The organism is Sulfitobacter sp. GN1-4 (assembly GCF_055693825.1).
The window spans coordinates 1604065-1616973 of the sequence record NZ_JBVFUQ010000003.1 but is presented as its reverse complement, the minus strand read 5'-3'; the positions used below and the strand labels follow the sequence as shown (position 1 = coordinate 1616973).

Annotated in this window: 9 protein-coding genes; 2 read left to right on the top strand and 7 right to left on the bottom strand. The window is 58.8% G+C overall.

The annotated features are described in order from the left end of the window. Positions 1-248: 248 nt before the first annotated feature. The 3 genes from ACZ1HM_RS08485 to ACZ1HM_RS08475 form a co-directional block, all read right to left on the bottom strand. Entirely contained in the window at positions 249-5213 is a 4965-nt protein-coding gene (locus tag ACZ1HM_RS08485) for a DUF4214 domain-containing protein (protein WP_472742385.1), read from the bottom strand. Between the two features lie 272 nt (positions 5214-5485). Beyond that, the gene (locus ACZ1HM_RS08480) at positions 5486-7048 is read right to left on the bottom strand and encodes an acyl-CoA carboxylase subunit beta (protein ID WP_472742384.1); all 1563 of its coding nucleotides are present in this window, start codon (positions 7046-7048) and stop codon (positions 5486-5488) included. Beyond that, positions 7036-7236 carry an acyl-CoA carboxylase biotin carboxyl carrier protein subunit gene (locus ACZ1HM_RS08475; RefSeq protein WP_472742383.1) on the bottom strand — a complete coding sequence of 67 codons (201 nt, stop codon included), beginning with the start codon at positions 7234-7236 and terminating at the stop codon, positions 7036-7038. The genes ACZ1HM_RS08480 and ACZ1HM_RS08475 overlap by 13 nt, the downstream gene beginning before the upstream one ends. Before the next feature lie 172 nt (positions 7237-7408). Here ACZ1HM_RS08475 and ACZ1HM_RS08470 point away from each other — a divergent pair, with 172 nt between their 5' ends. Continuing rightward, positions 7409-8968 (top strand): long-chain-fatty-acid--CoA ligase, encoded by a 1560-nt coding sequence (locus ACZ1HM_RS08470; protein WP_472742382.1) that lies wholly within the window; start codon positions 7409-7411, stop codon positions 8966-8968. Between the two features lie 57 nt (positions 8969-9025). Here ACZ1HM_RS08470 and ACZ1HM_RS08465 read toward each other — a convergent pair whose 3' ends face one another. Further along, the gene (locus tag ACZ1HM_RS08465) at positions 9026-9919 is read right to left on the bottom strand and encodes an AraC family transcriptional regulator (RefSeq protein WP_472742381.1); all 894 of its coding nucleotides are present in this window, start codon (positions 9917-9919) and stop codon (positions 9026-9028) included. A 154-nt stretch (positions 9920-10073) separates the two neighbouring features. Here ACZ1HM_RS08465 and ACZ1HM_RS08460 point away from each other — a divergent pair, with 154 nt between their 5' ends. Continuing rightward, entirely contained in the window at positions 10074-11024 is a 951-nt protein-coding gene (locus ACZ1HM_RS08460; protein ID WP_472742380.1) for an SDR family oxidoreductase, read from the top strand. A 77-nt stretch (positions 11025-11101) separates the two neighbouring features. Here the strand turns inward: ACZ1HM_RS08460 and ACZ1HM_RS08455 are convergent, their stop codons facing one another. Genes ACZ1HM_RS08455 through ACZ1HM_RS08445 form a run of 3 tightly spaced genes read right to left on the bottom strand, consistent with a single transcriptional unit; the run spans position 11102 to position 12907 of the window. Beyond that, positions 11102-11758: a class II aldolase/adducin family protein gene (locus tag ACZ1HM_RS08455; protein WP_472742379.1), complete on the bottom strand. Its 657-nt coding sequence runs from the start codon at positions 11756-11758 to the stop codon at positions 11102-11104. An 11-nt stretch (positions 11759-11769) separates the two neighbouring features. Beyond that, complete coding sequence (locus tag ACZ1HM_RS08450) at positions 11770-12330, bottom strand: hypothetical protein (protein ID WP_472742378.1); 561 nt, start codon at positions 12328-12330, stop codon at positions 11770-11772. Beyond that, the gene (locus ACZ1HM_RS08445; RefSeq protein ID WP_472742377.1) at positions 12263-12907 is read right to left on the bottom strand and encodes a Tm-1-like ATP-binding domain-containing protein; all 645 of its coding nucleotides are present in this window, start codon (positions 12905-12907) and stop codon (positions 12263-12265) included. Before ACZ1HM_RS08445 ends, ACZ1HM_RS08450 begins: the two co-directional genes overlap by 68 nt. Between the last annotated feature and the right edge of the window lie 2 nt (positions 12908-12909).

Sequence of the window (12909 nt, the reverse complement as noted above, 5' to 3'; positions counted from 1 at the left end):
GATAATTCTCCATTGGATTAACAAATGTTCTGTAAGGAGAGTTGTGCCGGTCTGAGGCGGGCAAATGTATGGGGGAAACACCTACTATTGGCGCGATCTTGCAGGTTTGCAGCGCGGCTTGCAGTGGTGCGCGCGCCGTTTGTTGGGAGTGTGGCAGGAAAGCGTAGTGCAGACGCTGAAGGCCCCGGATCACCTCCGGGGCCTTGGCGCATAAAGGGCAGATATAATGATTTTAAAACAGCATCTTATCAGGCGAACGGATTATCCAAAATACCAACGATTGGCATCAAAAACTCACCATCCACAGCGCTTTCAGCAGCCACATAAAACGTGTCCGTCAATGCAACAGCTGCGTTGATACTTGCGGCGGATCCATCAAAGACCTGCATCACCGCATTGGCGTTCTCTACGTCGGACATGCCACGGTTGACGGCAAAGTAGGTGCCAATATCGGTCTTGTTTTCAAGATAGGCCCGGTCGGCCAATTGCTGATCGATAAAGCCTTGGTCCGCGTTCGCTGGCGGTTCCGCCTTGGCCCCTCCCAGGATCGCCAGAATGAACTGATCACGCCCAACAGAGCCATCGTTGAGCGCATCCACCCAGAAGCTGAACCCATCCGCATCCGCCTCTCGGCCCAGGACGTTGTCATAAACAGCCGTGGCAAAATCCGCGTTCGACAGATCCTCAGCATAAAGCGCGCGGGTCTCTGCCTGATCGATGAAGAACGCGGCTGATTGCTCAAGCGTGGTACCATTGGCAAATGCGGTTCCCCAGAAGGACAAACCAATCGCATCTGGTGCCCGGTTAAAATAGGCGATGTAGAGCTCAATAAAGCTGGACAATGCATCACCTGTCAGCCCGCCCAAGCCGCCAAACTGCTCAAGATCAAAGCTGTCGCCAAAAAGGTTCGTGTCAAAATCCAACAGCTCGATGGAGGTGAGCGTGTCTGTCCCGTTCTCCCCGGTGCGGTCCGTCACGGTTGTCGCGTCTGGCCCGACGGTCAGCGTGTAACGCGCCTGATCGCCATCAAAGAATGCCGCATCCCGGTCGGCACCCCCGTCCAGCACATCGTTGCCCTCACGCCCGCGCAGCACATCGTCACCGTCAGATCCAGAAAGCACGTTGTCCTCAGCATCGCCCGTCAGGAAGTCTTTGGTCTGGCTGCCCACAACATTTTCGATGCTGGAAAAACTGCTGCTGTCTGTGGGTTGTTCTACCAGCACGGTTTCGATCTCAATGGCAAAGCTGGGAATGTTGGGATCATCCTCCTCGCCTGTGGGCAGGCGCAGATCCACATCCCCGGCTGAGCGGGCATAAAGAGGATCAGACAGCAACACATCTAGTGGGGTGATTTGCTGGCCGTCAAAGCTACGCGCCTCTTGGCCCCCCTGGTCCGCCCAGACGATGATGCTTTCCTCAACATCGCGCAAAAACACATCGTTGCGCAGGTCAATGATGACCGAGGCGCTGCGCCCGCCGCCTTCGGCCTCATCTGTGCCGCCGGAAAAATCGAGTGTGTCGTTGCCGGTGCCACCCTCCGCGGAAAAGGCCCCATTGCCGATGACAAAGGTGTCGTTGCCGGTGCCGCCGATTAGCTCATCAACGCCATCAAAGAAGCTGCCGCCCCCCGCGATCAGAACATCGTTGCCCCCCGCACCATCCAATCTGTCCAGACCAGCGCCCCCGATCAGCACATTGTTCTGCCCGTCGCCGGTCAGGCGGTCATTCAGATGCGTGCCGATCACGTTTTGGATGTTGCTGAGGATGTCGCTTTCGCTGCCACGCCCGCCCGTGCCAGCCCCCAAATCAACAACGGCGGCGGTAAAGGAGGAGACCGCCGTTTGCCCCTCAACCCCATCCGCTGCGGCAAAGCTGTAATCCACCGTATTAGTGCCCGCGCCACCGTCGATGTCATCGTTGCCGGTGCCGCCGTTGATGGTGTCGTTGCCTGCGTCGCCGCGCAGTGTGTCGTTGCCGCTGCCGCCTGCGATTTGATCGTTCCCGCCACCGCCATTGGCCCGGTCATTGCCCCCAAGCGTGCTGATGCGTTCGTCTGATCCGCTGCCAGTGACGATGTCCCCTTGATCAGAAGTGACCAGCGCCTCAATCCCGGTGATCCCCGATAGGGACAAGCTGCCGCTGTTGAACCCGTTTCCGGGCGAGGTCGCGGTGCCGTCAGACAGATCGACCGTAACCGCCCCGCTGACTAGTGGATCCAGGATCAGCGTGTCAAATCCATCGCCACCTGCCACCGCGCCGTTCATCCGTTCAATCAAGAACAGGTCATTGCCTTCATTGCCCTGAACCTCTTGTTCGGCGCTTGAGGCAACCTCAATCCGGTCATCGCCCAGCCCACCAAAGGCAGAGCCACCGTTGCCCAGGATGATCGTATCGTTGCCCGTATCGCCATAAAACGTGGGGCTTTGCCCGCCATCGCTGGCGACCGACGCGAGATAGTCATCGCCCCCCGCGCCGCGAATGACTGCATCGTTGCCGGTGCCCCATTCGACAAAGTCATTGTTGTCGGCCAGAAGGATTTCTTCAAACCCATCCAGATTGATGCGTTCGCCCCGCGCGTCGCGCGGCCTGCCGGTATCGTCTTTGTCGGCGATCGTCACGCTTAGGGTGCCGCTGCCGCTGTCTGTCAACAAAACGAACTTGGCATCCCCGACAGGCCGCAAATCCAAGGTGTCATAGCCGCTTGGGCCATTGCCCCCGTCCCCATCAAAGTTTGAGCCCAGTTGCCCGGTTAGCGGGTTGCGCTGTGCGATGATCAGATCGTCACCATCGCCGCCTTCGACACCCCCGGACCCCAAGGTATAAAGCGTGTCGTTGCCGCCACCGCCGTTGATCGAAATCGGATCCAGGGATGAGCCGCCGCCATAAAGCACGTCGCCGGTATCGGACCCAATATATCCTTCGATGTTCAGTGCGATATCGGTGGCAATCACGTTGCCATCGGCGTCGAGCCGGTCCACCAGACCTTCGCCCGCACGCACAACCAACGGCCCCGTAGGGCCTGCATCTGACAGCGCGCGGGTCGCAGCACCGTTGTCTTCGCGGTCGCCCATCGCGTCCAGGACATCACGCAGCGCATTAGAATAACTGAGCCGGTCTTTGCCGCCCTCCCCGTCATAAACCTCAGCCCCTCCATTGTCGGAGGTGTTGAGCGCCAGCAGCAGGTCAACGCCGTCGCCGCCGCGCAGCGTGTCGACCCCAAGACCACCCATCAGAACATCGTTGCCCGCGTTGCCGAAAATCGCATCATCTCCGGCACGGCCTGAGATCATGTCACGCCCGTCTCCGGTGAACAGGACATTGTCAAAATCATCCCCGTTCAACCAGGTCACACCGTCATGCTGGATGACGACGTTTTCGATGTTATCGAGATACGTGCGCCCGCTGCTCAGATATCCTACGCCTTCCACCAGATCCAAACGGTCAGCCGGATTGGCCCCTGTGTCAAAGATCTGGAAGGTGTCGATGCCTGCGCCGCCATCAAGCGCGTCTCTGCCATCCGGCGAAATGGCATTCTGCACCCCACGCGGGACGAGCAAATCATTCCCATCGCCACCGTAAATGAAATCTGCCCCCAAAGTGCCATGCACCCGGTCATCGCCGCCCAGCGCGTAGACCACGTTCATGTCTTGGAAGGTCTCACCGTTCAGGCTTAGACCATCCACCAGTTCCCCGCCCAGCTGCAAAAAGATCAATTCACCCTCATCAGAGGTGCGCGCGCCTTCATCGCCATCGCCGTCCAGGACCGATGGGCCAATGACCGCGTTCTTGAGCTGTTCGTAGGTAAAGGTCTCGGTCGCGAAATCGAAATACTCAACGCCTGAGACAATCTCGATCCCTTCGTTAAAGCCGTGCCCGCCCACATCCGTGTGGGTAAAGATAAAGGCACCGGTTTCTTCGTTGCGGCTGAATTCATATTCAACAAGCTCACCTGCAAAGACCAATCGGTCCTCACCCGCACCGCCGTCGATCGTGTCATCCCCTGCGCTGGCCACGATGATGTCATTGCCCGAATTTGCCAGCACCCGGTCATTCCCCATCCCGGGGTCAAAGGCTTCATGCCCGCCGGTGCCATACATCGTCTCTGAGCCATCTTCCCCAATGCGCAGTGGAATGCCGTCCAGGACGGAAAGGGCTGCAAGCTCCACAGTTTCAAAGGCTTGGTCAAAGCGGTCAAACACCTCCAACGAGATGTCCGTGAAGGTGGGAATTTCGAACATGTCGATGTCGAGCTGATCCAATGCCGCCTCAAGCTGGTCAACAACGCTGAGGAAATCATCAAAGAGGTTGATGTCCGGGAACAGCGGCTCAAGCGCGCTGGCCAAAGCGTCAAAAAGCTCATCCACGCCCAGTTCATTCACCAAATAATCAAGGGCAGGCTGGACCAAGGCGTCAAACACGGCACCCACAGTATCCAGCAACGGCTCAATCGGGCGCAGAACGGAGGTCACAATGTCTAGGATTTCCCCTAACCCATCAAAGAGGGCCTCAAACTCGGCCATGTTGCCGAAGATGTCGTTGAGCGCTGAGAAATCTGCGATGCTAAAGTCTGAAATTAGATCGTTCAGATACCCCTTGGAACGGATATAGGCGTTCAACACATCTTGCGCTGCATCGTTTGGTGCCTCTCCTAGGGCGACGAAATCATCCGCCTCGGCAAACAGGGCGTCAAAATCCGCCTTGCCGGGCCGCTCCGTTCCCGCATCGGGGTTCAACTCAGGAATGCCGTTAGGGGTTGAGACGCGGTCAAAGGCATCTACAAATTCGTCGATGCCTGCCAACACCGTGTCCAGCGTGGCATCCGCATCAATTACAACGGGCAGTATCTCACGCTCAAACTCCGTTTCAGCGCGGACAAATTTTCGCAAGATCGGTTCGAGTTTCTGCGCTCTGTCCGTGGCGTCCTTGATGTCAGCGATGCGGGGCTGCAAAACCTCCAGCACGTCTTTCAGCGCTTTGGACGGCGTGGAAAGCGGTGCGACGTTTTCCGACAGCTTTAGGGTCGTCAGAGCCGCGGCAAATCCTGCGTCCAGCACTTTGATCACTTTGCGGAAGGTCAGGTAGTTTTTCGCAGCCGTCGCCGCCTCATCCAACGTCTCAGCCAACGCCAGGATATCGTTCTTGACGATCTCAACCTGGCCGGTGGTTATGCCCAGTTCCGTCTGAAAGCGCTGTAATTCGCTGCCCGCTGCCATGGTGTTCTCCCTTTGAAATCCGCACTTTTCAAATAATCCCATGGGATTTTTGGTATGGCCATTTCCCCATGAGGCCAGGCGAAACAGCTGTGGTAAATCAAAGCCGTGGTGCCCTTATGAAACCGATCCTAGCCAAGCCTCCCGTTCAGAGCGATGGGGTAAAGACCCCATATTGGGCAAGGGCTTTGATCCTTAAGGCGGAGCCGACTTGCCCCCCTTCGGACTATCCCACCAAGGCCGTTCGCCCAACCGAAGACGCGCCGCACCGCATGTCAGCCCGCCATCCCCCCAGACGACAAAGCGCGATCAATCACATCCCGTGTCTGCGCAGGATCAATCACGGCATCGAACTCCAGCAGGCTCGCGGCGTTGAGCGCGGAGCCGCGTTCATAAAGGTCACCTACCAGTCGCTGATACTCAGCCTCGCGTGCCTCTGGGTCTGAAATGGCTGCCAGCTGCTCGCGGTAGCCCAGATGAACAGCACCCTCCAACCCCATGGCACCCACCTCACCGGTTGGCCAGGCGCAGCAATAGACAGGGCGGCTGAACCCGCCGCCTGCCATGGCCATGGCCCCTAGCCCGTAAGCCTTGCGCAGGATGATCGTCACCAAAGGCTGCCCAAAACGTGACCCCGCAACAAAAAGCCGTGAGACATGCGCCACCTGACCGGTCTGTTCAACCTCAGGCCCCACCATGAACCCCGGCGTGTCGCAGAGCGTCAGCATCGGAAGCTGCCATGCATCACAAAGCTCCAGAAAACGCGCGCCCTTAGCGGCAGCCTCTGAATCAATGGCCCCGCCCAGATGCAGCGGGTTGCTGGCGAAAAGACCCAATGCGCGCCCCTGCACACGGGCAAAGCCGCAAATCGCGCCGGTCCCAAACCCCTTCCCGATCTCAAGAAAGCTGTCCGGATCAACAAGCGCGCTGATCGCATCGCGCATGTCATAGGCCTGTTTCCGGTCTGTGGGCACGATGCTCTGCAATCGTTCGCCCTGTGCCGCAGATGGCGCAGGCGGCGGCAGCGCATCCGACAGCCCAAGGATGTCTTTGGCGGTTTTCGTGGCGGCAGCCTCATCCTGGGCCAGCACGTCAATCAGTCCGGTTTTCACCTGCGTATCAGACGGGCCGATGTCATGGGGTGCCACCTTGCCCAGGCCACCCCCTTCGATCATCGCGGGACCACCCATGCCGATAAAACTGTTCGCGGTGGCAATCCGAATGTCGCAGACGCCAAACATCGCCGCGTTGCCCGCAAAACAAAACCCATGCGCGATGCCGATCTTTGGCCCCTTATGAGCTGCGAAATGGCTGAAAGAGGTAACGTTAAGCCATGCAGACATCAGCGGGGCCACATCATAATCGTTAGGCCGCCCGCCTCCGCCTTCGGCATAAAGCACAATCGGCAAGCCATCACGCGCGGCCACATCGATCAGCCGGTCCATCTTGCGGTGGTGGTTATAGCCCTGCGTCCCCGCCATCACCATATAATCAACGGCCATCGCGGCCACCCGTTTGCCGCCGACCGTGCCGATCCCACAGATGATCCCATCGCCTTGGGTGCGGTCTTGCAACTGCGGCAAAGGGCGCTGCGTGCGTTGGGCTGCAACGGCCAGGGCCCCGTATTCCTGAAAGCTGCCAGGATCAAAAAGATCAGCGATGTTTTCCCGCGCGGTACGCCCACCGGTGGCATGGCGCTTGGCCACAGCATCAGGGCGGGCCGCATCCTCAAGCAGCGCCATACGTGCGTGAAAGGACGCAAGATCCGGCCGCGCGGCCAGTGGCACCTCCTGCGCCAGCGCGGGCCCCTCCCCCGGCACGAGGGTCACCAAGGGCATCCCCCTGCCACCTCATCGCCCAGCGCGACATGGATCTTTTCGATGGTACCGGCTGTTTCTGCGCGGACCTCATGCTGCATTTTCATCAATTCGGTCACAACCAACACAGCTCCGCTGGCCACTGCCTGCCCTTCGCTCACCCGGATATCTGAAATAATCGCAGCGCCTTGCGCCAGAACTGTGGTCATGACTTCCCTCCCAGCACACGCCAAAGGCACAGGCGCTTACCGGTCACACTGGCCCGTCGCCTCACCACTCACAACCAAAAATTCCTTTGGGCGACTGTTCATTGACAGCTGCACTTTCATGCACCCAAACTGGTCCTTGCCCGCAAGCAGCGGGCGCGACCTGGTGGGACGAATGCAGATTTCAGCGATGATCCGTCGTGCAGCGCAAATCAATCCGCGCGGCACAGCAACTATTTTCCAAGACCGTCAGCAAAGCTGGAGCGCGCTATTGGAGCGCGTCAGCCGCCTGGCCGGCGCATTGCAGGACATCGGCATGAAGCCCGGCGACCGTGTAGCGCTGCTGTCGCTAAATTCGGACCGGTTTATTGAGTATTTCTTTGCCGTGCTCTGGGGCGGCGGGGCGATGATGCCGATGAACATCCGTTGGGCCGCACCAGAATGCGCCTATGCGTTAAACGATGCAGGGGCCGAAATCCTGTTTGTGGATGACACGTTCAAAGAGATGGCGGCCCCCTTGCTGGCGGAGGTCTCAGCGCTCAAAACGGTGATCTATTGCGGCGATGGCGAAGCCCCCGCCAACGCGCTGGAGTATGAGACATTGATTGCAAACGCCACGCCCGTGCCGGATGCGGGCCGTGGTGGCGATGATTTGGCAGGCGTGTTTTATACGGGCGGGACAACCGGTTTCCCGAAGGGCGTGATGCTGTCGCATACCAACTTTTATGTGGGTGCGGTGTCCAACGCCCATGAGCTTGGCTTGCAAGACGGCGCGATCTATCTGCACGCGGCCCCGATGTTTCATATCGCGGATCTGCTGTGGTTCCTGGCTGTGACAGTGATTGCCGGCACGCATGTCGTGATCCCGGCCTTCACGCCCGAGGCGACTTTGGCCGCGGTTGAGAAACACCGCCCTTCCCATGTGCTGTTGGTGCCAGTCATGCTGCAAATGGTTTTGCAAAGCGATGCGCTGACCCGCACCGATGTGTCATCGTTGGAGTGTATCGCCTATGGCGCGTCGCCGATCACCGAAGGGGTGCTGCGCGCGGCGTTTGAAAAAATTCCAAACGCCTCCTTCGTGCAGGCCTTTGGCCAGACTGAGCTAAGCCCCGTGGCCACCTTCCTGCCCGCCGATTACCACACCTTTGAGGGGCCGATGGCGGGTAAGTTGCGCTCAGCAGGCCGGGCCACGCGGGTTTGTGAAATCAGAATTGTCGGGGCGCAGGGTGAGGACATGCCCCAAGGCGAGGTGGGACAGATCGCTGTCAAAGGCCCCATCACCATGTTGGGCTATTGGAACAAGCCTGAACTGACCGCTGAAACCATCATCGACGGTTGGGTGATGACGGGGGATGCGGGTTATATGGACGACGAAGGCTTTGTGTTCCTGATGGACCGCGTCAAAGACATGATCGTGTCGGGGGGCGAAAACGTCTACTCAGCGGAAGTTGAGAATGCTCTCAGCCAGCATCCGGCAGTCGCGACCAGTGCGGTGATTGGCATACCAAGTGCGCAATGGGGTGAAAGCGTGCATGCCATTGTGATCCTGCATCCGGGCGCGACAGTGAGCGCTGAGGAGTTACAAGCGCACTGCCACACGCTGATTGCGGGATACAAATGCCCCCGCAGTATTGATTTTCGCACCGAACCTTTCCCACTGTCCGGTGCCAACAAGGTGCTGAAAACGGAGCTGCGCAAACCGTTTTGGGAAGGACAGGAGCGGGATATTTCCTGATGGTGCCCGTGGGATGCTCTCGCGACGCGCTCAGCTGACCTGTTATGCGCAAACCCCTTACGCAACACTCAAGGGCAGTTGGTGCGCCTCGCCCCACTGCCGGGGCGATTGGCCGTACATGCGTTTGAATTCGCGACTGAATTGCGACGGGCTGACATAGCCCACCTCCATCGCCGCCTCATTCACACTCATGCCACCGGCAATCTTCATCGCGGCATTGTTCAGACGCATGGATTTAAGGAACTGAATGGGGGTCATGGTTGTGACCTGCTTGAACTTGCGGTGAAAAACAGCCCGGCTCATCCCTGCGCGACCGGCCATATCGTCAATCGTGATGGCGGTGTTTAGGTTTGATGACACGTAAGAAATAGACCGGGCAATCGCGTTTCCGGGGCCAAAGGCCTGCCGGGCAAAGGTGCCCGCCTCTCCTTTCAGAACCGCATAGAGCACCTCGCGCAGTCGCGCGCTGCCAAGCACGGCACGGTCGGCCTCGCTCTGGGTGATCTGTAACAAACGCAGCAGGGCCTCAGTGAACGCGCTGTCCCAACTTGCCAGCCTGATGCCGGGTTCAGGCTGCATGCCTTGCGCGACAAAGCCACCCCCGCCCGCCTGGTCCATTTGCATCGCAAGTTCGGTCATCACAGACGGCTCAAGTGAGATCATCACCCCGTAAAGCGGCACCTCAGGGGTGGCTTGGGGCACCCCAACCTCAACAGGCATCGGCATCGGGCAACACAAATACTGGCTTTCAGTGTAGGTGTAGCGCTGGCCGTCCAACACAGCCTCCTTGGCACCGCTCAGGATGGCGACAACGCAGGGCTCATAGACCGCAGGCACGCAAGGAATAGCTTGCGTTGCGCGAAACAATTGCACGCCCGTGATGCCCGTTGGCGTCAAGCCATCCACGTGTGTGTTGGCGGCGATAAACTGCGTGATCAGATCCTTGCTCATGCGCAGGATCTAAGAACCCCGCATCGCTCAAAGCAACCCGTCTGAGACAATCAGGCAAGAAATTGCGACAATACCGTCTGTTTTTGGAACGTCATGGGATTTACCTACACCCCCAAGACAAACCGCATCCCCTATGGCGCAAAGGAACATCACAATGCCAGATACAACTTTTGGTCCCAATGGCTGGACACCAGAGCGGCTTGGCGATCTTGCGGGCAAGACCTTTGTGATCACCGGGGCTAATGCGGGCGCGGGTTTTCAGGCGGCGCGCACCCTGCTTGCCAAGAACGCAACGGTTGTCATGCTGAACCGCTCGTCCGAGAAATCTCAGGCAGCCATCGCAGAGCTGAAAGGTGAGTTTGGGGATGATGCGGATGTGCGTTTTGTTGTCATGGACCTGGCAGCGCTTGCCAGCGTGCGCAAAGCGGCGGCTGACGTTCTGGATACCGTGCCTCGGATCGACGCGCTGATCTGTAATGCCGCTATCGCTCAGGTGCCGACGCGCAAGCTGACCGTCGATGGTTTTGAAAGCCAGCTTGGCACAAACCACTACGGGCATTTCCTGCTCGCAGGCCTACTTTTCGATCGGATCGCCGCGTCAGCGGGCCGGATCGTTGTCGTGGCGAGCCTTGGCTACAACATGGGCCTGAAAACCATCAAGTTTGATGATATGAATTGGGACAACGGCTATGGAGCCAACACCGCCTATTCGCAAAGCAAATTGGCGCAAATGATGTTCGCTTATGCGCTTCAGGACAGGCTGGCCGCTGCGGAGCGCACGGACGTTGAGGTCTACGTCTGCCACCCCGGCTCGTCTGCGACATCGCTTATTGAGACCAGCGGCAGCTGGCTTACCAAGCTGCTCTTCCGGCTGATGAGCATGACACCCTTGGTTCAAACGGCTGAGCAAGGCGCATACCCCGAGGTGATGTGCGCGACCGAGGACGGCCTGGTGCAGCGCGCCCTTTATGGCCCCACCGGTCGGTTCGAATTTGGCGGCCCCGTTGGCCGGGGGACGCTGAACCCACACGCCTACGACAAACCCGTGATGACGCGGCTTTGGGATGTCTCAGAAAAAGCGACAGGGTTCAGCTGGCCTGTCTAAGCCTGTCGGTGCTTGGGCAAGAGCGCCTGTTTGAGGATCGCATGAGATGGCCTGAAGTGCCGCGACGCACTAGCAGACTAGGCCTCCATCGCCGCACGCGCATCCGCAGCGGTGCCGTATTGCGGCAGGTCTGCAGTGGTCTTTCCGTGGGCCGCAAGCAACGTGTCCCGCACATAGGCGATCTGAGCGGTTTCTTCTATGATTTCCGCAAGATACTGCGCTTTCATCAGATCTTTGCCAACGCCAATTGTTCCGTGGTTTGCTAGAACGGCGGCCACCACTTTCTTGTCGCGAAAAACCGGGCTGATCTCTTTGTCGGTCTGCGGCCCCCCTTGCGGTGACAGCGGGATCAGCGGCATGCGCCCGATTTTTTCAATCGTCTGCACCGTCAGACACGGGATCTCAATGCCTGCACTGGCATAGCCCGTGGCCCAAGGGCTGTGGCAATGAACGACCGCGCGAATATCATCGCGGATGCGGTAAAGATCCAAATGAAAATCAAGATCTTTGGACGGCTTATGCGCAGAGGGTTCAAGTGTCCCATCCAAATGCACCACCTGCAGGTTCTCGCGGGTGCATTCATTGAATCCGACACCTGAGGGTTTGATCACAATGGCATCCGCGCTGTCCAGCCGCACCGAAAGATTGCCCCCTGCGTTTGTTTGCAGCCTAAGATCAAAGCACCGCTTCGCCGTGGCGATCAGCGCATCTTTCTTTTCGTTCAGATCATTCATGCAGGCTCCTTTCAGGGCGCAAGCGTGTCCAGTTGGGTCAAGATCGCCTCTGTCACAGGGGCGTCAAAGATATGGGCGTCCAGGACGGTCAGGCCGATCTGCGGGGCCAGTGTGGCCTTGAACGTGTCGTGACACAACTGACGCAGCTTGCGGTCCTGGATCGCCCCGCCGGGGCGGTCATGATGCGAAAACCCACCCATGGGCAAAATCACATGCACGGGGCCTTCAAGCGCGTTGAGGTCTTGCGCAAGGATGGTGGTGACATGCGCCATTTCATCGAGCGATAGTTTGACATGGGTAAATTGCGCCGTGTGCGCGTAATGCGGTCTGGCCAAATATTGTTCGGGCAGCAGATCAAGCTGTCCCAGGCCGATAAAATTCATCGCACCGGGCAAAACCACACGCGGCAAATGCCCTGCCGCGCTGAACCGCCCCGGCATGGAGACATGTGCGCCTGCAATATGGATACGGGTGATTTCATGCGGCGTCAGATCGACCACCGCATTAAAGGCGCCGTTTTCTGCAAAGCGCGCAAAGGCCGCCCCGCCATAGCCGTTTGAATGAAAGACCATGCTTTCGCGCCCCTCGGGCTGACAGCGCTGCGGTCAGGGCGGAAACGGCGCCGTCCGTGGCACCCAAGCCCGTGACGCCGACAGAGGGCGAGATGTCAAAAAGCTCACCCTTGCGGGTTTTCTGACACAGGCCTGCGGCCATGAGCGCGGTGTTTTCCAAGGCCTCCCGGACCATGATGTTCAGCCCCGACAGGTCCGCAAGCGTTGGCACCAACACGATGGAATTGTCAGCAAGAGCGGCGCGCGGATCAAAGGGAAGCGTTGTGACCAACAGCTTGGGGAACGTGATTGGCAAAGCGCGCAGCACGTTCATCACGATCTCACCACCGGTGCCGCCGCCGATGCCAATGACAACTTCTGCGTCTTTCTGGGTGGCCTCGATCACCTGCGCCAGCACCCGGTCTGCAGCCTCCACCATCGCCAGGCACTTTTCTGCACCATCGAGAACCTTGCCGCCCACGTCCAAAGACACGTCGATCATCCGGCAAGACACCCCAAGGCCTTGCAATTGTTCCCGAAGGTAGCCTGCTTCATCTGCCTTTGTGGCCAAAGTGGCCAGAATGAGGACTTGCGCCATCG